Source organism: Ruegeria sp. CRTD044, from assembly GCF_059613485.1.
Window position 1 is genome coordinate 278,107 of sequence record NZ_JBXWSP010000011.1, and the last position, 25,213, is coordinate 303,319.

Below are 25,213 nucleotides of genomic sequence, written 5' to 3' on the forward strand. Positions count from 1 at the left end.
CAAGGGGAGGGGATAGCGATGCTGCGGTGCAGTCTTGATTTCATCTATCGTGCGGCCGGCGGATTGGCGGCGCTGTTCATTCTGGCCATCGTCGTGCTGGTCTTTGCGCAGGTCGGGTTGAACCTGGCCGACAAGATCTGGGCCGCGCTGACCGGGCAGGGCGTGGGTCTGACCATCCCGTCCTATGCCGACTTCACCGGTTTTTTTCTGGCCGCATCCAGCTTTCTGGCGCTGGCCTATGCGCTGCGCGCCGGCGGGCATATCCGGGTGACGCTGCTGATCGGGCGAATGCCCAAGGGGCAGCGCCGCTTGACCGAGATCTGTGTGGTGACGATTGCCCTGGCCATGAGCGCCTTTGCCACCTGGTATCTGGGCCTGCTGGTGTTGGAATCTCTGGAATATGGCGACCGCAGCCCCGGCATGGTGTCGGTGCCGTTGTGGATCGTGCAGATGCCGGTCCTGCTGGGGCTGGCCATCCTGACACTTGCCCTGATCGACGAGCTGGTCGGTCTGCTAGCGGGCCGCGCGCCCAGCTGGGACGGCAAGGGCGAAAACCTTCTGAGCGAATAGGGCCAGCAGATGTCGATTGCCACGCTTTCCATCATTCTTCTTGTTCTGCTGTTCGCCTTTCTGGGGTCTGGCCTTTGGGTGGCGTTTTCGCTGCTGGGGGTCGGGATCGCGGCGATGGCGCTGTTCTCCGATGCGCCGCTGGGGCTGGTCATGGCCACAACCTTGTGGGGGCACAGCAACTCCTGGGCTTTGGCGGCACTGCCGCTGTTCATCTGGATGGGCGAGATCCTGTTCCGCTCGCGCCTGTCCGAAGACATGTTTACAGGCCTGTCGCCCTGGATGAACCGGCTGCCGGGGCAGTTGCTGCATGTGAACGTCTTTGCCTGCGGGATCTTTGCGGCTGTGTCGGGGTCTTCGGCGGCCACCGCAGCCACCATCGGCAAACTGTCGATCCCGGAACTCTCGCGCCGCGGCTATCCCGAGAAGATGATCATCGGCACGCTGGCCGGCTCGGCCACGCTGGGCCTGCTGATCCCGCCGTCGATCATCCTGATCGTCTATGGCGTGGCGACCGAGCAATCCATCGCCCGCCTGTTCGTGGCCGGAGTTCTGCCGGGACTGCTGTTGGTGGGGCTGTTCGTGGGCTATGTCGCAATCTGGGCGCTGATCAACCGCGCCAACCTGCCCACCGAGGACATCCGCGCGAGTTTCGTGGAAAAACTGCGCCGTTCGCGCCGACTGGTGCCGGTGATCCTGCTGATCGTCGGTGTGATCGGCTCGATCTATGCCGGGATCGCCTCGCCCACCGATGCGGCCGCCGTGGGCGTGGTGCTGGCGCTGATGCTGTCCTGGCGCGAGGGCACATTGACCCGCGCAAGCTTCGTCGACGGGCTGATGGGGGCCACCGTGACCTCGTGCATGATCGCCTTCATTCTTGCAGGGGCCTCGTTCCTGACCGTGGCGATGGGCTTTACCGGCATCCCGCGCGTGCTGGCGGAATGGATCGGGTCGCTGGGCCTGTCCACCTTCACGCTGCTGGCGGCGCTGACCGTGTTCTTCGTGATCATGGGATGCTTCCTTGACGGCATCTCGGTTGTGGTGCTGACGGCGTCGGTCATCATGCCGATGGTGATGCAGGCGGGGATCGACCCGCTGTGGTTCGGCATCTTCCTGGTGATCGTGGTCGAGATGTCGCAGATCACCCCGCCCGTCGGTTTCAACCTGTTCGTGCTGCAATCACTGACCGGGCGCGACATCCTGCGGGTGGCCCATGCGGCGCTGCCGTTCTTCTTCCTGATGATCGTGGCGCTGGTGATCATCGTGGTTTTCCCCGGCATCGTGACCTATCTGCCGAACCAGATGTGACGGGGGCGATGCAGGATTTTCCGATCATACGAACCGCCGGGGTGGACGGGCTGCTGATCAGCTTTGCCGCCGCACTCAGCGAACCGGCCAACCGGGCTGCGCTGGCCTTTCGCGCCGCGCTCGAGGCGGAAAGCTGGGCAGGGGTCGAGGAAACCTCGTCCTCGCTGGTCTCGGCCTTCGTCCGGTTCGATCCGCTGCACATGTCGCATGCCGCGTTGCACCAGCAGGTGCAGGCGCTGCTGGACCAGCGCGACTGGTACGCGGCCGACTTGCCCGGCGGGCGCAGGTTCTGGCGGGTGCCCACCGTCTTCGGTACGGATTTGGCGCCGCAGCTGGGGCAGGCGGCGCAGGCGGCGGGCCTGTCCGAGGCCGAGGCGGTCCGGTCGCTTTCCCAGGCGCGGGTGCGGGTGCAAACCATCGGCTTTGCCCCCGGCCAGCCTTATCTGGGTGAATTGCCGCCCGCCTGGGACATCCCCAGGCAAAAAGAATTGACCCCGCGCGTGCCCGAAGGCGCGCTGGCGGTGGCGCTGCGGCAGCTTGTGCTGTTCTCGGTCACCACGCCGACCGGCTGGCAGCATGTGGGCCAGACCGCCATCCGTCTGTTCCAGCCGGATGTTCCCGAACCTTTCCTTTTGCGCCCCGGGGATGAGGTGCAGTTCACGCCCACCGACCCGGAAACGCTGGCGCGGATGCGCAGCGATCCGCGCGGCGGCGCCAGTTGCGAGGCGCTGGCATGAGCGCGCATCTGACCATTTTGCGCGCCGGGCCCGGCCTGACGGTGCAGGACATGGGGCGGCCCGGATATCTGGACATGGGCCTGTCGCGCGGCGGTGCAGTAGACCGCCTTGCCCTGGCCGAAGGCGCGGCGTTGCTGGGGCAGCCCGACAGTCTTGCCGCCGTGGAAATGGCCGGGATGGGCGGCGAGTTCCAGGCTGATCAGGACCTGCGCATCGCTCTGACAGGCGCCCGGATGCGGGCGCAGATCGATGGCGCGACCGCGGTCTGGAACGCCTCGCACCTGCTGCCTGCGGGCGCGCGGTTGAGCATCGGACCAGCCGTGGCCGGCAGCTATGGATATCTCAGCGTCGGCGGCGGGGTTCAGGGCGATCCGGTTCTGGGCGCTTGTTCGGCGCATCTGACGGCGGGGATCGGTGCTCTGCTGAAGGCAGGGGACCGGCTGGCGATCGGCCCGGACGCGGGCGGTGCAACCGGGATGACCTTCGACCCTGACGACCGGTTTTCGGGCGGGGAAATCCGCATCGTGGCCAGCTTCCAGACTGACCTGTTCGCCCCAGACGTTCTGGAGCGGCTGCAAGCCACCGCGTTCCGTCGGGACGCGCGCGCCAACCGCATGGGCGTGCGGCTGGAAAGCGACGGACCGGGTTTTCATGTCTCGGGCGGGCGCAGCGTGCTCTCGGAAACCATCGTGCCGGGTGACATCCAGGTCACCGGCGACGGCACGCCCTTCGTGCTGATGGCCGAATGCCAGACAACGGGCGGCTATCCCCGCATCGGCACCGTTCTGCCCTGCGACCTGCCCAAGGTGGCGCAGGCCCCGGCCGGGGCCGACCTGAGGTTCCGCTTCGTGTCGCTGGACGAAGCGGTGGCGGCCGAGCGCGCCGCCGCCCAGGCTCGCGCCGCGCTGCCCCGGGCGCTGCGCCCGCTGATCCGCGATCCGCGCAGCATGTCCGACCTTCTATCCTATCAACTGATCAGCGGCGCCATCGCCCGCGAAGAGGACGTTTTGTAGAAAAGGAGCCTGTGCCATGGCACATCAAGTCGATCTGAATGCCGATATGGGCGAAAGCTTTGGCCCCTGGAAAATGGGCGATGACGCGGCGCTGCTGAAGATCGTGACGTCGGCCAACGTGGCCTGCGGGATTCATGCGGGTGATTGGGACGTGATGGCCACGACGATGGCGCAGGCGGTCGAAAACGGCGTGGGCATCGGCGCGCATCCCGGCTTTGCCGATCTGCACGGCTTTGGGCGTCAGCGGATGCACTATCCCCTGCCGTCGCTGCAGAACCTGATCCGCTATCAGGTCGGCGCGGCGCAGGCGATGGCACGGGCGGCCGGAGGGCAGGTGCGTCATCTGAAATTGCACGGCGCGCTGGCCAACATGGCGTCCGAGGATCAGGCGATGGCGCGGGCGTGCTATGAGGCGGCGCTTTCGGTTGCCCCGGATCTGATCATCATGGTTCTGGCCGGAACCGCCCAGCAGCGCGCTGCTCGCGAACTGGGCTGTCCGGTGGCCTGCGAGATCTTTGCCGATCGCGCCTACAACGATGACGCCACGCTGGTCGACCGCAGCCTGCCCGGCGCGGTGATCCACGACCCTGATCGGGCCGCCGCGCGCATGGTCAAGATGGTCAAGGCCGGGGCGATCATCACCGAAAGCGGCAAGCATATCCCGACCCGCATCGACACGATCTGCCTGCACGGAGACACGCCGACGGCCGTTTCAATTGCGGCCGGTGTCCGCCGTGCCCTGCAGGAGAGCGGCGTGGAACTCAAGCAGTTCGCCGGTGGCCCTGCCTAGGCCTCTCGATTGACGCAGCTGTTCAATGCGTCTCGCGTTCGATGACGCTGGGGTCCAAAAAGATACTCTCTTCGGGACGGCCGGGATCGACCAGCCTACGCTCCAGCAGCGCGATGATCGCGTCAACGGCGGCGTCGATGGGGTTCCGGACTGTCGTCAGGCGGAATGTCGGCCATTTCGCCATGGCGATGTCGTCGAAACCAACAATCGCCAAATCGCCGGGAACGTTCAGAGACAGATCGCGCGCAGCCGATAGCGCCCCGATCGCCGTGGCGTCATTGGCGCAGACAAGCGCATCCAGAGAGGCGCGGGACAGCAGGCTGCGCGCGGCGCCGTATCCGCTGTCGACCGAGTAATCAGTCGGGTGTTCGGCCACGAGGTCAAGCCCCGCCCGATCCAGCGCCTGGAGAACCCCGGCGCGGCGCCGCGAAGACGAGTAGAACTCCTCGGGCCCGCTGAGAAACCCGAACCGGCGCCGTCCCCTGCTGATCAGCAAGTCGGTGATCATGGTCATGCCATCGGCATTGCGGCAGCAGACATTGTCGACACGGGGCCCTTGGACGGGACGGCCTGACGAGATCATCGGGATGCCGAAGCGCGCACATCTGTCCACGATTTCTTCGGACATGCTGCCGCCGCGCAGAATCAATGCGTCCAACGGATAGCGCAGCAGCTCTCGCAGCGCCTGATCCGTGTTGGCGCCGGTTCGGTCGATCAGAATGGGCCATTTCTTCAACCCGCTCAGGGCTTGGGCCAGTTCACCGACAAAGGCCGAGTCGTAGGGGCTGCGCATGTTGCCGACGAAGACGGCGACCAAATTTGATTGCCCGGCCTTGAGGCCAGCCGCCAGTGCATTCGGTTGATACCCTGTATCGGCCGCGATCTTCAGGATACGTCGACGCTTCTCGGAATCGACGTAGGCTCCGGGCGTGAAAGCGCGCGAAACAGCTGAACGCGAGACGCCCGCAAGGTCCGCAACGGTCTGGGCCGTTGCGCGCCGGGGGCGTTTTGCGTCCTTGTTTCTATCGCTACACATGCGGTTGGCGTTTCGCCTTTTCAGAGGGTTTCAACATTCTTGCAATGAATCGAATCTTTCATCAAACTGTCACGGTTGGAAGCTAGTGAACACGTGTGCACATTTTGCGAAAGGTGTCAGCCTTTTTCTGGATGTGAAATATGTCATCGGGGAAAATACCCCATAGTTTCCAGGGCTTTGGCCCGCCCGTAGGGGCGCAACATGAATCGGAGGAACTACATGATAAACGTCAAAACATGTGCTGCTGCTGCCGCGTTCGCGATGATGGCGAATACGGTCTCGGCCGAAGTCGAGATTACGTGGTGGCACGCCATGGGAGGAGCCCTGGGTGACACCGTCAACCAGATTGCCGAGGATTTCAACGCGTCCCAGGACGACTACAAGATCACGCCGGTTTTCAAGGGTACGTATGAAGAGACTCTGACTGCCGGCATCGCCGCATTCCGTGCGGGTGAACAGCCCAACGTCCTGCAGGTATTCGACGCCGGCGCCGCCACCGTGATTGGCGCCAAGGGCGCGACTGTTCCGGTTCAGGACCTGCTGGAGCAGAACGGCGTTGCGTTCGACATCGAGGACTATATCTCGGGTGTTCGCTACTTTTATGCCGACAGCGACGGCAAGATGATCGGGATGCCGTTCAACTCGTCCTCGCCCATCATGTATTACAACGTCGATGCGCTGGAAAAAGCGGGTGTGACGCCGCCGAAAACCTGGGAAGAGTTCCAGACCGTGACGGCCCCGGCGCTGAAAGAGGCCGGCTATATCGGCCTGTCGCAGTCGCATCTGCCCTGGATCTTCACCGAGAACTTCCATTCGCGCCACGACCTGCCGTTTGCCACCAACGACAACGGCTATGAAGGCGCTGACGGCACCAAGATTCTTGTCAACAACGACGCGATCAAGGCACATTTCAGCGCCGTCAAAGACTGGAAAGACAACGGGTTCTTCGAATGGTACGGCACCGGCTGGAGCGACAACCAGACCCCGTTCGAAGAAGGCAAGGTTGCCATCTGGCTGGGTTCGTCCGGTTCGTTCGGCGGCCTGTCCAAGAAGGATCTGCCGTTTGAGTTTTCGGCCACCTTCCTGCCCTATTGGGAGGCGGTGACCAAAGAGCCCAAGCAGACCTTCATCGGCGGCGCGGCCCTGTTCGCGATGGCCGGCAAGAGCGACGAGGAAAACAAGGCCACCGCGGCATTCTTCGAGTTCCTGACCAAGCCCGAAACCCAGTACATGTGGCACCGCGAGACCGGCTATGTTCCGATCACCACCGCCGCCTATGAAATGGCGAAGGGCGATGGTCACTATGACCGTGCCCCGGCGGCCGAGGTCGGCATCAAGCAGCTGTCGCTGCCTGCGGGTGAGAACACAAAGGGCTATCGCATGGGCTTCTACGTCCAGATCCGCGACGTGATGAACCGCGAATATGGCCGGATCCTGACTGGTGAAACCTCGGTCGAGGACGCCTTCAAGGCAATCGAGGACGAAGCCAACGGTCTGCTCGAACGTTTCGCAAAAACCCAGGGCTGATCCCACTCGCCAAGAAACGGGCGGTCGCAGAAGTGCGACCGTCCTCCCTTTTTCGGAGTTTTCATGAAACGCGCTGGTTTTTCCACTCGCTGGCTGCCGGTTCTACTGCTGTTGCCGCAGCTGTTGATCATCGCGGTCTTTTTCTACTGGCCTGCCGCTCACGCGGTGCAGTCTTCGTTCTTCCTTCAGGATCCGTTCGGGTTTGGGTCGACCTTCGTCGGGCTGGACAACTACAGCGACCTTGCCGGGAATTCCGAATACCTCAGCATTGCCTGGTTCACGGTGATCTTCACCGTTCTGGTGACCTTCTTTTCGCTGTCGATTGCGTTGTTGCTGGCGGTGAAGGCCGACAATGTGCTGCGCGGCGCCAAGACCTATCGCACGCTGCTGATGTGGGTCTATGCTGTGGCGCCGCCAGTGGCGGGTTTCATCGGCCTGATCCTGTTCAACCAGAGCTGGGGACCATTGACCGAACTGGCGCGTTCGATCGGGTGGGATTTCAAACTGGGCGTGAATTTCAATGACACCGCCACGGCGATGGTTATCGTTTCGGTCTGGAAACAGGTTCCGGTGAACTTCATCTTCTTTCTGTCTGGCCTGCAATCGATTCCGCGATCGGTGCGTGAGGCGGCTTTGATCGACAACCGCTCGTCCACGGGCCGGTTCTGGGACGTGACTTTCCCCCTGTTGGCGCCGACCGGGTTTTTCCTGCTGATCATCAATATCACCTACGCATTGTTTGATACTTTCGGTGTGATCGACACGATGGTGAAGGGTGAGCCGGGCAACAACCCGATGACGCTGGTCTACAAGGTTTACGTGGACGGCTTCCGAGGCAACGATCTGGGTGGCAGCTCGGCGCAGTCGGTTGTTCTGATGGTGCTGGTTCTGGCCTTGACGGTGTTCCAGTTCCGGCTGGTCGAACGCCGCATCCACTACACGTAAGGAGGGCAGACAATGACCGAAGCACATACCCCTGCGATGGCGTCCGCCACTTCACCCACCCAAACGCGAAAGCGCGGCATCCGACTGTCCACGATCCTTGATCACGCGATCCTGATCGTCGGCTCGTTGTTCATGATGCTGCCGCTGCTGATGATCTTCCAGATGACGACCGTTCCGGATGTCGAGGTTATCAAGACCGGACCCAGCCTGACGATCGGGGACCAACTTGCCCCCAACTTCCAGAAGGCAATGTTCGAGGCCTCGGGATTTTCCGGCCAGAACACGGGCATGAACATGCTCAAGAACTCGTTCATCCTGGGCATCGGTTTTGCCCTCGGCAAGATCATCATCGGCATGATGGCGGCCTATGCGATCGTGTATTTCCGTCTGCGCTTCGCCACGCTGGCCTTCTGGGTGATCTTCACCACGTTGTTGCTGCCGCTCGAGGTGCGCATTCTGCCCTCGTACGAAGTGGTGCAGAAACTGGGGATGCTGAACACCTATCAGGGCCTCATCATCCCGCTGATCGCCTCGGCCACGGCCACGTTCTTCTTCCGGCAATTCTTCCGCTCGGTCCCCGAAGAACTGGTCGAGGCCGCGCGTATCGATGGCGCCGGCCCGGTGAAATTCTTCATCGACATCCTGGTGCCGCTGTCGCGTACCATGATTGCGGCGATGTTCATCATCATGTTCGTGTTCGGGTGGAACCAGTACCTGTGGCCCACCATGATCACCACCGAAGAGGACATGTTCACCCTGGTGCGCGGGATCAAGCAGATCACGCAGGTGCTGGAGGGCAACCGCATTCCCGAATACGGCCGGGCCAACCTGCTGGCGATCATCGCCATCATCCCCCCGGTCATGGTCGTCATCTTTTTCCAAAGCTGGTTCGTCAAGGGCCTCACGGAATCCGACAAGTAAGGCAGAATCAATGGCTCAGGTATCCCTGAAGAACATCCGAAAAATCTATCCCAACGGCGCCGAGGCGCTGACCCCGTCCAGTTTCGACATCGGTGACGGCGAGTTCGTGGTTCTTGTCGGCCCGTCGGGCTGCGGCAAGTCCACACTGCTGCGCATGGTGGCCGGGCTGGAAGAAATCACCGAAGGCGAATTGACGATCAATGGCCGCGTCATGAATGATGTTGACCCGGCCGATCGCGATATCGCCATGGTGTTCCAGAACTATGCGCTGTACCCGCATATGACCGTGCGCAAGAATATCGCCTATGGTCTGAAAAATCGAAAGACGCCCAAGGACGAAATCGACCGCAAGGTGGCCGAAGCCGCTTCGATGCTGAACCTGAACGAATTTCTGGATCGAAAGCCCTCGCAGCTGTCGGGCGGTCAGCGCCAGCGGGTCGCCATGGGGCGGGCCATCGTGCGTGATCCGGCGCTGTTCCTGTTCGACGAGCCGCTGTCGAACCTGGATGCCAAGCTGCGCAACCAGATGCGCATCGAGATCAAGGCGTTGCAGAGGCGTCTGGGCGTGACCTCGATCTACGTCACCCATGACCAGGTCGAGGCGATGACCATGGCTGACCGCATCATTGTGATGAACGCGGGCCGGATCGAACAGATCGGCACCCCGGCCGAGATCTATCACCGCCCGGCCTCGACCTTCGTGGCCAGCTTCATGGGTGCTCCGCCGATGAATCTGATCGGCGCACGTCTGGAGGGAGGCCGCGTGATGATCAACGGCGACACGGTGCTTGCCACGGCCGAAGGGTCCGGCGCGGTGACTGTAGGTGTGCGGCCCGAAGATGTACTGATCGGGGCGGAGGGCTCGATCGCCTTTCACGTCGACATCATCGAAGAGCTTGGCGCGCACCGCCTGCTGCACGGGCGTCTGGCCGATCAGGAGTTCACGATCCACGTGGGCAAGGATGTCGAAGCCGCGCCCGGAGAAACGCGGATCGCACTCAAGCCCGATGCGATCAGCCTGTTCCACCCGGAAACCGGAAAAGCCCTGTGATCACGGACATCGTGTCGTCTTTGCCGCCGGTCTCGGGTGATGTTCGAGACCGCATATTGGCGGCGCCGCGAACGGCCGAGGCGCACCGCGCCCTGATGGCGCAGACACCGGCGATGAACGCGGTGCAACTGGGCGGAAACGCAACCCGGGACGTTCTGGGTGCGCGTTTCTCGGCTGCGGCTTGGAATGTGGAACGCTGCCTTTTCCCCGAAGAGAGCGCAGCCCACCTAGCGGCTGTGACTCCGGACATCGTTTTGCTGTCCGAGGTGGACCACGGTATGTCCCGTACCGGTCAACGTCACACGACGGCCGAAATGGCCGACAAGCTGGGTATGGCCTACGCTTTTGGGGTCGAGTTCCACGAACTGGATCTGGGCGGTCCGACCGAGCGCGCCTTTTGCAAGGATGATTTCAACACCCTCGGGTGGCATGGGAACGCGATTCTGTCCTCGGTTCCGTTCAAACGCGTGGCCATGATCCGTCTTGACGACCATGGCCACTGGTTTGCGGCCGAGTCCGGGGCGTCGGATCCGCAACAACCGCGGCTGGGTGGCCGAATGGCGATTGCTGCAGAAGTCGCGACCGAGAACGGGCCTGTATGCGTGGTCTCCACCCATCTGGAAAGCAATGCTGCGGCGGCGCATCGCCATATGCAGTTTCAGCTTCTGCTGGATGCGCTCGATGAGTTTGCGCCCGGGGTGCCGGTGCTGATCGGTGGCGATCTGAATACCGGCAACCACCTGCCACCGGATTTCGACTGGCGCCGGGAAACCCTGTTTGCTTTGGCGGAGCAGCGCGGCTTTTCCTGGGAGTTCACGACCGAAGGCCACACCACCCGGCCCAGCCTGATCACGCCGCACCCGGACCGGGTGATGAAGCTGGACTGGTTCGCCGGCAAGGGGCTGATCTGCCGCGACCGGGGTCTGCTTTCGTCGCTGACCGCTGACGCCAAGCCGCTCTCGGATCATGACTGTGTCTGGTGCGCGGTTGAAGTGCCTGACGCCGGGTGACTCCGGCCTGTCCGCGATATTTGGTCACGTGGCCAACGTCCCGATGAATTTCGGGGCGTTTTTTCGCGGTTCGACTGTGGAAAACGGTTTGGAAACCCCATAAGAACGAGGCCACCTATTCAACAGGCGGAAAACCAGTCCAGTGTTTGACCTCCCCGCGCAGCGCGCGCATCTTGCCGAGAAATTCGACCTGACCCCGTCGCCCGAGCTGGCCGCCAGCATGAGCGATATCTACGACCGCATGTCGCGTGTCGTCACGCCAGCGGATTGGGCGATCTACGCGCCCTATGTCAGGGCGATCAACGATCTGAAAGCCGAACGCAACGCGGTGATCCTGGGCCACAACTACATGACGCCCGAGATCTATCACGGCATTTCGGACTTCGTCGGCGACAGCCTGCAGCTGGCCATCAAGGCGACCGAGGTCGAGGCCGAGGTGATCGTGCAATGCGGCGTGCATTTCATGGCCGAGACCTCAAAGATCCTCAGCCCCGAAAAGACGGTTCTGATGCCCGACATGGAGGCCGGCTGTTCGCTGGCCGAGTCGATCACCGCCGAGGGCATCGCCGAGATGCGCCGCCGCTATCCCGGCGCGCCGGTCGTGTCCTATGTGAACACCACGGCCGAGGTGAAGGCGGCATCCGACATCTGCTGCACGTCGTCCAACGCGGCGCAGATCGTGGCGGCGATGGACAGCGACACGGTCATCATGACGCCCGACCAGTACCTGGCGCAGAACGTGGCCCGCGACGTGCCGCAGAAGAACGTGGTCTGGTGGGAAGGCTCGTGCATCGTGCACGAACAATACACGGCGCAGGACCTGCGTGAGTTCCGCGAATGGAACCCGGGTACCCGCCTGATTGCGCATCCCGAATGCCCGCCCGATGTTGTGGCCGAGGCCGATTTCTCGGGTTCGACCAGCGGCATCATCAAATATGTCACCGACGAACAGCCCGAAAAGGCGATGCTGATCACCGAGTGCTCGATGGCCTCGAACATCGCCGACGCGCTGCCGCAGGTCGATTTCGTCGGCCCCTGCAACATGTGCCCCTACATGAAGAAGATCACGTTGGAAAAGGTACTGTACGCACTGGACACCATGACCGGACAGGTCGAAGTTGACCCCGACGTGGCGGAAAAAGCGCGCCTTTCGGTGCAGCGGATGATCGACCTGTCGCGCAAGCTGGGAATTTGATCGGGGCGATGCAGACGGTCTCGACCCCTCGGGTGGTCATCATCGGCGGCGGTCTGGCGGCGGTCTATACCGCGCTCAAGCTCGACCCGCAGCCGGTGGTGATGATCTCGCCCGAGCCGCTGGGCTCTGGTGCCAGTTCGGCCTGGGCGCAGGGCGGGGTGGCGGCGGCAATGGACCCGTCCGACAGCCCAGAAGCCCATGCCCGCGACACGATGCGCGCCGGTGCAGGGTCCGTCCTGCAGGAGGTGGCCGAGTTCGTCACCCGCGCGGCGCGGGATCACATTCTGGACCTGTCCGATCTGGGCACCGGGTTCGACCGGGACGCCGATGGCGGGTTCATCCAATCGCAGGAAGCGGCCCATTCGGTGGCCCGTGTGGTGCGCGTCAAGGGCGACCAAGCCGGTGCCGAGATCATGCGCGCCCTGATCGCCGAGCTAAGGCGGCGTGCTTCGGTCCAGGTGATCGAAGGGGCGCTGGCGGTGGGGCTGGAAAGCGACGGGGCCAAGGTCTCGGGCGTGTATCTGGCGCCGACCGATGCGCCGGGGGCCGAACCGGTGCTACTGCGCGGGGCGGCGCATGTACTGGCCACGGGCGGGTCGGCGGGGCTCTATGCTCGCACCACCAACCCGGCGCGTATCCGTGGGCAGGGGATCGGCATGGCCGCACGGGCCGGGGCCCGGATCGCCGATGCCGAGTTCATCCAGTTTCACCCCACCGCGATCGACGTGGGCGAGGACCCGATGCCTCTGGCTACCGAGGCTTTGCGTGGCGAGGGCGCAATACTGATCAACCGCCACGGCGAACGGTTCATGCAAGGCATCCACCCCGATGCCGAGCTGGCCCCACGTGATGTCGTGGCGCGCGCCGTCTATCTGGAAACCAAGGCCGGCAACCGGCCCGCGCTGGATACCCGTGCGGCGATCGGCGCAGCGATCCGCAGTCAGTTTCCGGCGGTGACCGAGGCCTGCCTGCGCAACGGTGTCGACCCCGTGACCCAACCGATCCCGGTGGCGGCGGCGGCACATTACCACATGGGCGGCGTGGCAACCGACCTGAACGGCTGCAGTTCGCTGGCCGGGCTCTGGGCCTGTGGCGAGGCGGCCTCGACCGGGTTGCACGGGGCGAACCGGCTGGCGTCGAACGGTCTGCTCGAGGCGTTGGTCTTTGCCCGCGCCTGCGCCCGTGACATTGCCGGCACCCTGACGTTGGCCGACGCACCCGAGTTGCGGCTGCGCCTGCCATCGAGCGGTGCCGAGCCCGACCCGCAGGCAGTGGCCGATCTGCGACAGATCATGACCGATTGCGTGGGCGTGGTGCGCGACGCGGACGGGCTGCGCCGCGCCTTGGGCCGGATTGCCGTGTTGGAGTCGCTGCACGGCCAGTCGCACCTATTCCGTAACATGACCGCAACCGCCACGCTGATCGCGGCGGCTGCGCTGATGCGCACCGAAAGCCGCGGCGCGCACTACCGATCCGATTGTGCGGATGCGGCCGAAGGGCCGGGGCGACGGTCTGATCTGACACTGGACGAGGCCGTGGCGCTGCGGTCGAAAATCATCAAGGAAACCGCAACATGCATTATGCCAATGTCCCCGACCTGATCCTCGAGCCGATGGTCCGCGCCGCGCTGACCGAGGATCTGGGCACCTGCGGCGACATCACCACCCGCACCGTAATCCCGGCGGACGTGACCTATGCCGCGCGGCTGAACGCGCGCGAGGATGCGGTGGTGTCGGGCATGCAGGTGGCGGCCCTGGCGTTCCGGCTGGTGGACCCGACGTTGAAGATCACGCCGCTTGTGGCCGACGGGGACTGCTGCACCAAGGGCCAGACCCTGATGGAGATCACCGGCAGCGCGGCTTCGATCCTGTCGGGGGAACGCGTGGCGCTTAACTTTGCCGGTCGTCTGACCGGGGTGGCGACCCTGACCGCCAAGCTGGTCGCGCAGACCGCCGGGACCACGGCGCGCATCACCTGCACCCGCAAGACCACGCCGGGCCTGCGGATCGTCGAGAAACTGGCCGTACTGCATGGCGGCGGGTTCAATCACCGCCATTCGCTGTCGGATGCGATCCTGATCAAGGACAACCACATCGCCGCAGCCGGCGGGGTGCGCGCGGCGCTGAGGGCGGTCAAGGCGCGTGCGTCGCACATGACCAAGGTTGAGATCGAAGTGGACCGGCTGGACCAGCTGGCCGAGGTTCTGGAAACCGGCGGCGCCGATGTCGTGTTGCTGGACAACATGACGCCCGACATGCTGGCCGAGGCCGTGGCGATGGTGGACGGACGTCTGGTGACCGAGGCGTCAGGCAATGTCACCGTGGGGACGGTGGCCGAGATCGCGGCGACCGGAGTCGACTATATCTCGTCCGGAGCGCTGACCCATTCCTATCGGACAATCGATCTGGGTCTGGATTTCTGATCATAGATCATGACGGTTTCGGCCATTTGATTGGATCCAGCCGGAAGTATTTGGACAGCTGCACGTAGAATTCGGGCGCGGTATCCCTGAGGGCCTCGGGGCGTTCGAAGAACAGCTCGACCGTGACGGCAAAGAACTCTTCGTGTCCGGTGGCGCCATAGGGGTCGATCACCGTGCGCCGGCCTGTCTCGACCGCGTGCAGATGCGCCTCATACGCGGCCAGAAAAACACGTTCCCACTCGGCATAGCTTTGATCTCTGGCCAGAACTGGCACACCGTTGGTGCCGCCGGACAGATCATCCAACTGATGCGCGAATTCATGAAACACGACGTTGTGCCCGTCATGATCGTTTGCCGCGCCCTGTTGGCTGTGCGCCCAGGACAGGATCACCGGCCCCCGATCCCAGCTTTCGCCGGTACGGATGATCTCCTGTTCGGTCACGACATAGCCGCTGTGCCGCTGTTGGCGGGACTTGAAGGCATTGGGATAGATCAGGACCGTCGTCAGATTGTCGTACCATTGGTCCGAGTTGACGACCAGAAGGCAGGCTTGTGCGGCGATCGACAGACGCATCTCGTCCGTGACCTCCAGCCCGTCGCAGCCGATGAAATCGACCTGATTCAGGAACAGGTTGATCTTGCCTTCCAAAGTGGCGCGCAACTTGGCAGGCAACCGCTCGAGGATCGGCACCGTCGCGAGGATGATCCGCAGCTCCTCATCGCTCAGCGGTGTTTGCAACAGCTCGGCCTTGGCCCTGGACTTCGACCAGAAAAACCAGGCCACCAGACCGGCGATTGCCGCAACAAGGGTCAGAAAAAGCACCATGTGGCGACGGTATCTCTATTGCCCCACCTCGGAAAGCCGATTCATTCGGTCGAGGGCTGCGTGAAGCTCGCCAGCCAAGGCCGTTCGACATCCATGCTCTGATACAGCGCATGCAGCAGCAGATGTGCCGTCACCGGGTCCGGGGCAAGGGGGCGTCGGTCTAGTCGCCCCTCCTTGACCGCCGTATCGGCGTCGAAGATCACCGCATCCTCTTTGATGGTGGTCAGCACCCGTAGCTTGGCCAGCGTTTCAGGGTCGACCGCGGTTGGGTCGTCCGAAAGGATCACGAAATCGGCCAGTTTGCCCACTTCGATCGAGCCCTTCTGATCTTCCTCGAAATGCTGCCACGCCGGCCAGATCGTCATGGCCTTGAGCGCCGTCATCACATCGACCCGTTGATGCGGGCCTAGGATGTCGCCCGACCGGGTGCGCCGGGTGACCGTTGCGGCCAGAACCCGCATGCTGTCGGGAAACGCCACGGGCGCGTCGTGATGCGTACCGAACATCATGCCGCGTTCCGTCACCCAGCCGGTGGGCGAGATGTTGTCGGCATTGACCGGCCCGACCGTGTGGTCGCGGTGCCAGTCGCCCCAATAGAAGGTGTGCATCGGAAACAGTGATGGGAACACGCCCAATCGTTTGAGGCTGGCCACCTGATCCTCGCGCAGGAACTGACCATGCACCAGAACCGGCCGATTGCCCGGATCGCCATAGGTCAGCCGGGCCTCGTCGATGGCAGCGATCAGCATGTCCGTGGCGCCCTCGCCATTGGAGTGGGTCAGGATCTGGTGACCGTTCTCGAAACACCAGTTCACCGCATCCTGCAACTGCTCGCGCGTGATGGCGGCGTATCCGGCATAGCCGGGCGGGTAATCCCCGACCGGATCGTAGTAGGGCCGATCCCGCAGCGCGGTAAATCCTTGCGGCGAGCCGTCGATTGTCAGCTTGCACCCGCCGACTCGCACCCGGTCGGCATAGGTGCGCGAGGCGTCCGACGCGATGAAATCGCGCGATTCCAGAATGTCGGGAAAGGCCACGACGTCGATCGGAAGGTCGCCGTCTGCGGCCACCCGGCGCAGGGCCTGAACCACCGCGCCCGAGGAGCGCCCCTCTTGCGCGGTGGTGTAGCCAAAGCGCGCCCACATCCGGCTGCCGGCGCGCGCGAAAGTCTGCAGCCCGTCTTCGCCGACATTGCCAAGCAGAGGCACCAAGGCGCCGAAGAATGCGTATTCCTCCAGCACACCGTTCGGCTCGCCGGCCTCGTCCTTTCGGATCACACCTCCTGGCGGGTTCTCGGTTTCTGCGGTGATCCCGGCCAATTCGAGCGCTTTGGAATTGCCCACCCCCAGATGCCCCGATTGGTGGATGATCATGATCGGAACGTCGCGCGAGACCGCGTCCAGTTCGGAACGGGTGGGGTGGCGCAGCTCGGCCAGTTGCGCGTTGTCATAGCCAAAGCCGATGATCACCCCCATCGCTTCGACCGTGTCGCTATTGGCCTCGGCCCACGCGGACAACGCCGCCTGCAGGCTGGCAATGTCGGTGACCTTGCCATCCGGTGGGGCCAGCAGGTTCGCCGACAAGGCTTGCAAACCGCCCATGACGACGTGGCCGTGGCTGTCGACAAAACCGGGCAGCATTGCGCGCCCGTCCAGATCAAAGATCGTCGTTTCTTCGCCCTGATGACTGCGCATCTCGGCCAGTTCACCTATTGCGATGATCCGCCCATCCTTGACCGCGACCGCCTGTACCGTGGGCTGAGCGTCAGTGATCGTCAGAATCGGACCGCCGGTATAGATCGTGTCCGCGACCTGTTGGGCCAAAGCCATGTTGCCGAGGGTCAGACCCGCTGCAACGCTCACGGCAGACAGGGATGAAAGACGCATTCCGAACCTCCAGCAGCATATGGCAATGCGATGGAGTCTAGCACGAAGTCCGCGTCTGGCCCGTGCAATATTCAGTTGTCGAACCGGCGCGCCGGCGTTTACTTGAGCGCGCGCGCGAGGAATTGCCGTGTGGCGTCTTGCTGCGGGTGGTCGAACAGCTGCTCGGGCGGGCCTTCCTCGACGATGCGGCCGTTCTGCAGGAAACACACCTTGTCTGCGGCCTGCCGGGCAAAGCCCATCTCGTGGGTGGCCATCACCATCGTCATGCCCTGCTGTTTGAGCATCAGCAGCACGTCCAGAACCTCGCCCACCAGTTGCGGGTCCAGGGCCGAGGTGATCTCGTCGAACAGCATCACCTCGGGCTGCATGGCCAATGCCCGCACGATGGCGACGCGCTGCTGCTGTCCGCCTGACAGCTGGTCAGGATAATTGTGCATCCGGTCGGCCAGCCCGAAGCGTTCGAACATCTCTTCGATCTGGGGCAGCAGTTCGGCGCGCGTGCGTCCGCGCACGCGGCGCGGCGCCAGCATCACGTTGTCCAGCGCTGTCATGTGCGGAAACAGGTTGAAGCTCTGGAACACGATACCGATGCGCGCGCGCACCGATTGCGGATCCAGACCCGGCACCGAAATGTCAACCCCGTCCAGCAGGATCTCACCATCCTCAATCGGCTCAAGCAGGTTGATGCAGCGCAGAACGGTGGATTTTCCCGCCCCTGAAGCGCCGATCAGGCAGACCATCTGCCCCTCGTCCACGGTTAGGTCGATGCCGTCGCAGACGGTGCGGTCGCCAAAGCGTTTGACGACGTTCTGCAGGTTCAGTTTCGCCATCAGCGCCGCTCCCGCATCTGCCGGGCCATCAGGTGGTCGGCATAGCGCGTCGCCGGGATGGTCACGATCAGGAAGATGATCGCCGCGCCCACATAGGGCGTGAAATTGGCCAGCAGCGATTTGAACACGCCGGCCTGCCGGAAGATCTCGACCGGGCCGATGAAGCTGAGCAGCGACACGTCCTTTTGCAGCGCGATCAGCATGTTCATCTGCGAGGGCACGACGTTGCGGACGGCCTGCGGCAGCACCACGTCGCGCATCACCTGTCCTTCGGTCAGGCCCAGCGACAGGGCGGCGGCGCGCTGGCTGTGATGCACGCTGTCGATGCCCGAGCGGAAAATCTCGGCCACATAGGCCGAATAGGTCAGGATCAGCGCCAGCGACCCCCAGATATAGGGCGAGTTCCATGGCCGGGTCAGGCCCAGCCCGGGAATGCCGAAACCGATCAGATAGACGGTCAGGATCACAGGCACGCCACGGAAGATGTCGGTGAAGGCCGCGCCGAAGATGCGCAACGGGAACAGCGCGGGTGATTTGGTGTCGCGGGCCAGCGCGATCAGCAGCCCCAGCACCGCGATCGCGGGCGCCGACCAGGCAAAGATCATCACGTTGATCTTGAAGGCTTCAAGTAGCTTCGGGAAGGACTTGACCAGCACCTCGCCGTTGAAAAAGCTCTGCTGGACCTTGGCCCAGCCCGGCGCCAGCGGCACCAGCACGATAAGCGCCACGACGACCAGAACGGTGCTGGTCGCGGCGATCCGGATCGACCGCCACCGCTGCTGCGCCTCAAAAAGTTCGCGGCGGGTCGGGCCCGCCGTTCTGTTTCGTGTCATGTCACTTGATCAGCGGAACGCCCGTTGTGTCCTGCAGCCATTTGGCTTCGATCTCGGCCAGCTTGCCGCTTTCGGTCAGCGCGGCGATGGCCGCATCCACGCAGGATTTCAGCGGGTTGCCTTCCTCCATCAACATGCCGAACTTATCGGGGTTGTCGCCTTGATCAGCAGGGAACTGGCCGATGACCTTGGACCCTTCGATCATTACCGCGCTCAGGAAAAGGGCGGTGGGCAGGTCGAACAGCGCGGCATCGATCTGGTTCGCAGTCATGGCCGCGTTCACATCGGCATTGTCGCCATAGAGCAGCGGATCGGCATCCGGCTGGATCACGCTGGCCAGTTTCGGCACGGCGGTGGTCGACCCGACCGCGCCCCATTGCAGGCCCTTCAGCGCCTCGAGCGTGGGCGGGGTGTCAACGGCGTTTGCGCTGACCAGAACGGCCATCGGCGCGGTGTAGTAGGGGGCCGAGAAATCAACGACCTGATCGCGCTCGGGCGTGATCGAGTATTGCTGGATGTTCACGTCGAAATTCTTGGCGCCGGGCTGGATCGCCTCGTCAAAGGACGACCGGACCCAGACCACGTCATCCGCGGCAAAGCCCATCTCCTCGGCCACGGCATAGGCGACGGCGGCTTCAAAGCCCTGGCCGGATTCGGGCGCGTCATCCATCACCCACGGGTAATAGGCCGGGTTTCCGGTGGCCACGGTGAACTTGCCCTCGGTCAGGGTCTTGCCCGCGGCGCAATGCCCGTCCGCAAGGGCCGAAGTTGCGGTGAACGCAAGGGTTGCGGCCGCGATCGAAAGCATCTTGGACATGAGTCTGGGTCTCCTGTTGGGAATGTCGGGCCCACGGTAGTGTTGCCCGCCGACCCTGTCCAGTTGGTCGCGGTCTATGCCAGACACCGCAAGAAGTTCAAGCCGTCACGCGGGTGGAATGTTGTGGTTCACTCGGAACAGGTTGCCGGGATCGTACCGGCCTTTGATCCGGGACAATTGGGCCGCGTTCGCACCATAGGCCGATGACAGGGCGGTGGCCTCGTCCGCTGGCATGAAATTGACATAAGCGCTGCCGGTTGCATGCGGCGTCATGCGGTCATAGAGCGCACGCGCCCAGGCGATGCAGGTGTCATCCTTGGCCGGATCTTCCCAACGGGTGTGCACGTTCATGATGAAATGGGCCGAGCGTTGGGGATAGGCTGTAGCCGCAGTCTCGACCCGGGCCATCGCACCGCCGACATGGGCAATGAACACCTCGCAGGACGGATCCGGAAGGGTCGAGATACTGTCCAGAAGCCCTGTGATTGCATCCGTGGACAGGGCATCAAAATCGTGACTTTTCCAATAGTTCCGCGCGCCGGGGGTCAGCAGCGGGTCAAAAGCGGCCTGCCAGTCGACGAAAGCGTGCGGCGAGATCACGTCCACGATCGGGTCTCCGAGGGCGCGCAGCGGCTCCATCGGGGCTTCGCCGTTTTCGATGGGACCTGCATAGCAGGCGGCAAAGATCAGCACCTCGCGCCCGTGCCAGTCTTCGGGAAGGAAGGGCAGGGGAGGGGCCTTACGCATCACCGTCCAGACCGTCAGCTCGTCAGGGGCGGTGTCAGCGATCCGCGCGTATTCGGGCAGCAGGGCGGGGCCCTGCTCGATCGGATGCACCACAAGGCCGGACAGCACCTGCGGCCCCAGCGGATGCAGGCGGAACTCGAACGAGGTAACCACGCCGAAATTGCCGCCACCGCCGCGAATGGCCCAGAACAGGTCCGGGTGGCTGTTTTCCGATGCGGTCACGATTGAACCATCGGCCAGCACCACCTCGGCCGAGATCAGGTTGTCGATGGTCATACCGAACTTGCGCGTCGTCCAGCCAAAGCCGCCACCCAGTGTCAGCCCGGCGATCCCGGTGGTCGAGTTGATGCCCGTCGGAACCACCAACCCGTGCGCCTGCGTTTCGCGGTCCACGTCACCCAGTACCGCGCCCGGCGCCACACGCGCGGTGCGGGCCTTCGGGTCGACATGCACCGATTTCATCTGCGACAGGTCCAGCATCACCGCATCATCGGCCACCGCATGCCCTGCAATCTGGTGCCCGCCTGAGCGGACGGACATGATCAGCCCCGCCTCGCGCACGAAATTGACGGCCTTCTGCACATCGCTGGCCCCGAACGCCCGTATCACAAAGCCGGGTTTGCGGTCGACGATGCTGTTCCAGGTCGTCCGGGCTTCATCGTATTCCGGGCTGCCGGGAAGAAAGACGGATCCACGCAGCGACGCGTCCAAAGCGTCCAGCCCGTCTTGGTCCACGGTTTTGGTGCTGCCGTTCAGCGTTATCAGGTCAAACATGATCAGTCCTCCAGATCAGGTGGACAGGTTTCCTGCGGTGCTGCCTCGGGCAATGGGTCGCGCGCCCCATTCGAGCGAAGGGCGCGCAATGCAAATTGGGTCGTTTCAGGCGAAGATGCCGGGATCGATCCGATCAACTGGTGTGATGACGTCAGCCGGAATGTTCAGACGCTTGGCCGCCTTGCGCAGGCTTTCCGCGTCCGGCGCCTCGTACAGGCAATAGGTTTTTCGCTTGTCCGCGCTCAGGAACGAGAAAATCCACTCGATCCCTTCTTCGTCGTTGATTTCCTTGATCTTTACCTTGTCATCGTCGCCAAGCTCAAGCTGTTCGGCGAAGTTCCGTTCGATGATGTACCTTGGCATTATGCACCCCCCTGCGCATGTGCTCGGAGTCTAAGACGCGGATCCTTCAAGTTTTGACCTAAGGGAAACCATACCCAATTCCCGGGCAGTTGCCAACGCTTCGGCCTCAAGCGACAGGGCCGCGCGCAGATCCTGAGCGCGACCGCGACGGCGAAGGGCCCAAGCCCGCGCGGCTTGGCTGTGGGCGATCCACGGCGGTGCGGCCATCGCTGTGTCCACTTGGATCGCGGTTTCGAACAGCTCGTCGGCGGTGCCCCAATCACCCAGCACGGCGGACAGAGCTCCCAGCCGCCGGGCCGCGGATCCCGTGCAGACTGTTGTCGCGCCGGCCGTGATCGTCAGGTCCCTATAGGGCAGCAGCTTGTCGATCAGCGTTTGGGCATGGTGCGTGTTCTCGACTGCCACGCAGATATCCGCCAGATAGGACAGGGTGGTCGAGTACATCGCGTCCTGAGGCAGGTCAAAACCGGTGTCCGCGATCTCATTGAGAATTCGCTCGGCGGGCTCGCGAAACCCCAGTTCGGCGGCTATCAGGCCGAATCCGGGTTTCCAGCTGGTTTCGCCGGGACTGTCGGACATGAGCCGTTTGATCACAGGGGCCACCTCATGCAACCGGGCCTGCTCGCGCCGGATGGTGAACATCTGAACGCCGTAGACGCCCTCGACATGGGCGCCGTGTGTCTGACGCCCAATTTTGACCGCTTCGCCTGCATAGGTCTCGGCGCGTTCGAAATCACCATCCAGGATGGCCACCATTGCACGGGCGTGGATCTGGACCCAATACAGCTGTCGGTGGTTGTCCTTGTCCGAAATCTCGGTCAGCAGTTTCAACGAGGTGTCGACCAACTGGCGGTCCGCCATTTCGGCGCCGACAAACAGGCTGAGGGTACGGTCGCGACCCTGATCGATGTTTCCAAGCTTTTCCGCAACTTCGTGCATGGATTCGAGGTTCTTGCGCCAGTTCCGCCGATCTTCGCCCTGTCGCGCCACGAAGGGAGCGCCGAAGCGGGTCATCATGACGGCGAACTGGGATTTGTGATCCCCCAGCCGGGCGGCCAGTTCCATGCATAGCTGGCCATATTTGGCGCCCTCGGAAAAGTCGCCGATGAACATGTAGGCGCGGGCGATCTGGGCCATCAGACGACACCGCCGAACCTCATCTGTTGGCGGCAGGTTGTCTAATGCCTCAAGGCAAAGGCTGATCGCCTGGCCGTGCCGTTGACCGGCCATCATGCATGAATCGGCGAAGTGATGTGCCGCGTCGGCAGCAAGGTCCGTCCGGCCTGAGTGCCGGGCCGCGTCCGAAGCTTCCTTCAGTTTGGCGATTCCTTCCGGCAACCTGCCTGCGCTGTCATAGCTGCGCCCAAGCAGCAGGTTTCCAACGATCGTCTGAGGACTTTTTTCGTCGCCCAGTTTTTGCGCGGCTTTCAGGGTTTCCGTCGCATTGGCCAGGGCTTCCTGGCTGGCCGACCGTGACAGAGCCATTTCCGTCGCAGCGCGCCACCGGTCATAGGCGGCAGCCCAGTCTTCGGCCTCGGTCAGGTGCCGGGCGGCCAACTCGGGGCGCCGTTCAATCTCGGCCGACCGCAACTGCATCAGCGCGTGGGCGACATTGGCGTGTTGGGTCTTGCGCGTACTGCTGAGCATGGACTGATAGGCGGTGTCCCTGATCAACGCATGGCGGAATACATAATGCCCTTTGTGGTGCCCGCTTTCAAAGACCAGACCAGCGCGGCACAGCTCAGCCAGACAAGTGTCGAGCTCTGACGGGGCTTCCGGCATCGACGCGGCAAGCAGAGCCGGTTCGAACTCGCGACCGATAACGGACGCTGCAAGAGCCGTTTGCTTGGCGTCGGGCGATACGGCGTCCAACCGGGCCATCAATGCTCCGCTGAGGGACGAGGGGACGTTCACACCGACCCCGCCGGTTTCGTGTATCGCGCGGGTCAGTTCCTCGACAAAAAGCGGCACGCCGTCAGTTTTGTCGACAATCAGGTCGACCAATTCCGGATCCGGATCGCGGCCCGAGACACGTTGCACCAGATGGGCGACCTGCTCGGCATCAAGCCGCCCCAGATGCAGGGTTTGGACATGGCTGTCCCCTTCGGTCTTCTGCATTTCCCAGCCGGGGCGATGCGTGATCACGATCAGAAGGGGAAGGTCGACGCACAACGCTTTGAAACGGTCCAGCAGCGCGTGGGTCGAGGCGTCGATCCAATGGGCGTCCTCGACAAACAGGATGACTGGACGTTGGACGGCCCGGGCCTTTACCGTGGTGATCAGCGCTTGGATCGTCAGGTCTCGCTGTTCCTGGGGCGACAGTTGCAAGACCTGCTGGGCCAAGGTGCTTCGCGGGGCGACCAAGGCGGCGAAGGCAGGAAGAACTAGGTCCAGATCCAACCCCTGACGCTGGGCCAGCATGTCGTTAACACTCTCCTGCACCCTGTCGTCGTCAAAATCCGGGTCGACGCCCGCATCCTGCGAAATCCGTTCGGCAACCGGGTGAAACGGACTGCTGGTCAGGTAGGGTGAGCAGTTCAGTCTGATGATGTCGGCCTGATGGACCACGCTTTCGTCTTGCAGAAACTCCTCGATCAGGCGCGACTTGCCGATTCCCGCTTCACCTGACAGCAGGACCACTTCGCCTTTGCCGTCCTGCGCGTGTTTCCAGGATTGCAGAAGGATGCCCTTTTCAAAACTGCGGCCGATCAGGAATCCGTGGGCACCATCCCCGCGAACAGCGTGGAACCGGCTTTCGGCGCTGCGCTCAGCCACGACCTGAACCAGGTCGTGCGCGACATCGAAGCCTTTCAGGGGCACGCTGCCCAAGGATGAAACCTCGAATACGCCATCCAGTGACCCTGTCAGGTCTGCACGGGGCATGACGACGGCGTTTGCCGGGGCTTTTTCCTGCAACCTGGCGGCCAAGTTCAACACCGGTCCGGTCATGGCACCTTCTTCGAACGAGTTTTCACCGATCGCGTCACCGACAACCACGTCGCCGCTGGCGATGCCGATGCGCACGGCGAGCGGGGTTCCGTCGGGCGTCGTCATCTGCCGGACCCTTCGCACGGCTTCGAGACCAGCTTTGACGGCCCGAATGGCGTGATCCTCATAGGCGCGGGGCCACCCGAAAAAGACCAGCAGCCCGTCGCCAAGGTATTTTGCAACATATCCTCCGTACCGGCTGACGGCACCTGCGACGGAATCCTGGTATCGCTGCAACAGGATCCGCATGTCTTCGGGGTCGATCCGGTTGGTCAATTCGGTCGAGCCGACGAGATCGGCAAAAAAGACCGTCAGATGGCGCCGCTCGGCCGGAGCGCGCGACGGTTGCCCATCCGTGTCGGGCCGTATTTCGGCTGCGGCTGCTGCGATGTCAGATGTTGGCTGCTCGGGCGTTTGTTCATCAGACAGGACGCGGGCGGCAGCCAGAATGACCTTGCGGTGCCCGAGGCTGACTCCAAGCTCTCGGAGATCGTCATTGGTCAGCAGAGGCAATACGCGTGCATCAACGTCATTCTCCGCAAATGTCTCTGCGTATTGGCCCAGACCCAGATCGTTCAGCCATGTTTTGACCGTGAACCCCATTGACGGATCATGCGTGGTTGCAAT

At 63.1% G+C, this 25,213-nt stretch carries 22 protein-coding genes; 13 read left to right on the forward strand and 9 right to left on the reverse strand.

All coding sequences use genetic code 11. The annotated features are described in order from the left end of the window. The first annotated feature begins 18 nt into the window (after positions 1–18). Genes AC2FNL_RS11250 through AC2FNL_RS11270 form a run of 5 tightly spaced genes read left to right on the forward strand, consistent with a single transcriptional unit; the run spans position 19 to position 4,415 of the window. On the forward strand, positions 19–570 hold the full coding sequence (locus AC2FNL_RS11250; protein WP_496833657.1) for a TRAP transporter small permease: 552 nt from the start codon (positions 19–21) through the stop codon (positions 568–570). Positions 571–579: 9 nt separating this feature from the next. Next, the gene (locus AC2FNL_RS11255) at positions 580–1,875 is read left to right on the forward strand and encodes a TRAP transporter large permease (protein ID WP_496833658.1); all 1,296 of its coding nucleotides are present in this window, start codon (positions 580–582) and stop codon (positions 1,873–1,875) included. Between the two features lie 8 nt (positions 1,876–1,883). Next, positions 1,884–2,612 (forward strand): 5-oxoprolinase subunit B family protein, encoded by a 729-nt coding sequence (locus AC2FNL_RS11260; protein WP_093963744.1) that lies wholly within the window; start codon positions 1,884–1,886, stop codon positions 2,610–2,612. Beyond that, a complete protein-coding gene (locus AC2FNL_RS11265; protein WP_093963279.1) occupies positions 2,609–3,625 on the forward strand; it encodes a 5-oxoprolinase subunit C family protein in 1,017 nt (338 codons plus the stop codon). The genes AC2FNL_RS11260 and AC2FNL_RS11265 overlap by 4 nt, the downstream gene beginning before the upstream one ends. 16 nt (positions 3,626–3,641) lie before the next feature. Next, positions 3,642–4,415: a LamB/YcsF family protein gene (locus AC2FNL_RS11270; RefSeq protein WP_093963280.1), complete on the forward strand. Its 774-nt coding sequence runs from the start codon at positions 3,642–3,644 to the stop codon at positions 4,413–4,415. Between the two features lie 22 nt (positions 4,416–4,437). Here the strand turns inward: AC2FNL_RS11270 and AC2FNL_RS11275 are convergent, their stop codons facing one another. Beyond that, a complete protein-coding gene (locus AC2FNL_RS11275; protein ID WP_093963281.1) occupies positions 4,438–5,451 on the reverse strand; it encodes a LacI family DNA-binding transcriptional regulator in 1,014 nt (337 codons plus the stop codon). 219 nt (positions 5,452–5,670) lie between these two features. On the opposite strand from AC2FNL_RS11275, the gene AC2FNL_RS11280 reads away from it, so the two are divergent. The 8 genes from AC2FNL_RS11280 to nadC all read left to right on the forward strand — a co-directional run bounded on the left by AC2FNL_RS11280 (position 5,671) and on the right by nadC (position 14,522). Then, the gene (locus AC2FNL_RS11280; protein ID WP_437342520.1) at positions 5,671–6,978 is read left to right on the forward strand and encodes an extracellular solute-binding protein; all 1,308 of its coding nucleotides are present in this window, start codon (positions 5,671–5,673) and stop codon (positions 6,976–6,978) included. A gap of 63 nt (positions 6,979–7,041) precedes the next feature. Next, entirely contained in the window at positions 7,042–7,923 is an 882-nt protein-coding gene (locus AC2FNL_RS11285) for an ABC transporter permease subunit (protein ID WP_093963282.1), read from the forward strand. 36 nt (positions 7,924–7,959) lie between these two features. Next, on the forward strand, positions 7,960–8,844 hold the full coding sequence (locus AC2FNL_RS11290; protein ID WP_496833781.1) for an ABC transporter permease subunit: 885 nt from the start codon (positions 7,960–7,962) through the stop codon (positions 8,842–8,844). A 10-nt stretch (positions 8,845–8,854) separates the two neighbouring features. After that, positions 8,855–9,895, forward strand: coding sequence for an ABC transporter ATP-binding protein (locus AC2FNL_RS11295; RefSeq protein WP_496833661.1), 1,041 nt, complete (start codon positions 8,855–8,857; stop codon positions 9,893–9,895). After that, positions 9,895–10,905, forward strand: a complete 1,011-nt coding sequence (locus AC2FNL_RS11300) for an endonuclease/exonuclease/phosphatase family protein (RefSeq protein WP_496833782.1) — start codon at positions 9,895–9,897, stop codon at positions 10,903–10,905. Before AC2FNL_RS11295 ends, AC2FNL_RS11300 begins: the two co-directional genes overlap by 1 nt. Before the next feature lie 142 nt (positions 10,906–11,047). Continuing rightward, a complete protein-coding gene (nadA, locus tag AC2FNL_RS11305) occupies positions 11,048–12,100 on the forward strand; it encodes a quinolinate synthase NadA (RefSeq protein ID WP_496833663.1) in 1,053 nt (350 codons plus the stop codon). Between the two features lie 8 nt (positions 12,101–12,108). Beyond that, positions 12,109–13,701, forward strand: coding sequence for an L-aspartate oxidase (locus tag AC2FNL_RS11310; protein ID WP_496833664.1), 1,593 nt, complete (start codon positions 12,109–12,111; stop codon positions 13,699–13,701). After that, positions 13,674–14,522 carry a carboxylating nicotinate-nucleotide diphosphorylase gene (gene nadC, locus AC2FNL_RS11315; protein ID WP_496833665.1) on the forward strand — a complete coding sequence of 283 codons (849 nt, stop codon included), beginning with the start codon at positions 13,674–13,676 and terminating at the stop codon, positions 14,520–14,522. Before AC2FNL_RS11310 ends, nadC begins: the two co-directional genes overlap by 28 nt. Before the next feature lie 7 nt (positions 14,523–14,529). On the opposite strand, the gene AC2FNL_RS11320 is transcribed toward nadC, so the two are convergent. From AC2FNL_RS11320 to AC2FNL_RS11355, 8 genes are all read right to left on the reverse strand, one after another. Further along, positions 14,530–15,348 (reverse strand): M90 family metallopeptidase, encoded by an 819-nt coding sequence (locus AC2FNL_RS11320; protein ID WP_496833666.1) that lies wholly within the window; start codon positions 15,346–15,348, stop codon positions 14,530–14,532. 41 nt (positions 15,349–15,389) lie between these two features. After that, positions 15,390–17,234 (reverse strand): amidohydrolase, encoded by a 1,845-nt coding sequence (locus AC2FNL_RS11325; RefSeq protein ID WP_496833667.1) that lies wholly within the window; start codon positions 17,232–17,234, stop codon positions 15,390–15,392. A gap of 98 nt (positions 17,235–17,332) precedes the next feature. Beyond that, the gene (locus AC2FNL_RS11330; RefSeq protein WP_093963290.1) at positions 17,333–18,064 is read right to left on the reverse strand and encodes an amino acid ABC transporter ATP-binding protein; all 732 of its coding nucleotides are present in this window, start codon (positions 18,062–18,064) and stop codon (positions 17,333–17,335) included. Then, positions 18,064–18,897: an amino acid ABC transporter permease gene (locus AC2FNL_RS11335; protein ID WP_093963291.1), complete on the reverse strand. Its 834-nt coding sequence runs from the start codon at positions 18,895–18,897 to the stop codon at positions 18,064–18,066. The genes AC2FNL_RS11330 and AC2FNL_RS11335 overlap by 1 nt, the downstream gene beginning before the upstream one ends. 1 nt (position 18,898) lies before the next feature. After that, positions 18,899–19,714: an ABC transporter substrate-binding protein gene (locus AC2FNL_RS11340; RefSeq protein ID WP_093963292.1), complete on the reverse strand. Its 816-nt coding sequence runs from the start codon at positions 19,712–19,714 to the stop codon at positions 18,899–18,901. Positions 19,715–19,819: 105 nt separating this feature from the next. Then, a complete protein-coding gene (locus tag AC2FNL_RS11345; RefSeq protein ID WP_496833669.1) occupies positions 19,820–21,235 on the reverse strand; it encodes an FAD-binding oxidoreductase in 1,416 nt (471 codons plus the stop codon). Positions 21,236–21,340: 105 nt separating this feature from the next. After that, positions 21,341–21,598: a DUF4242 domain-containing protein gene (locus tag AC2FNL_RS11350; protein WP_093963294.1), complete on the reverse strand. Its 258-nt coding sequence runs from the start codon at positions 21,596–21,598 to the stop codon at positions 21,341–21,343. A 30-nt stretch (positions 21,599–21,628) separates the two neighbouring features. Beyond that, positions 21,629–25,189 carry an AAA family ATPase gene (locus AC2FNL_RS11355; RefSeq protein WP_496833671.1) on the reverse strand — a complete coding sequence of 1,187 codons (3,561 nt, stop codon included), beginning with the start codon at positions 25,187–25,189 and terminating at the stop codon, positions 21,629–21,631. Positions 25,190–25,213 lie beyond the last annotated feature (24 nt).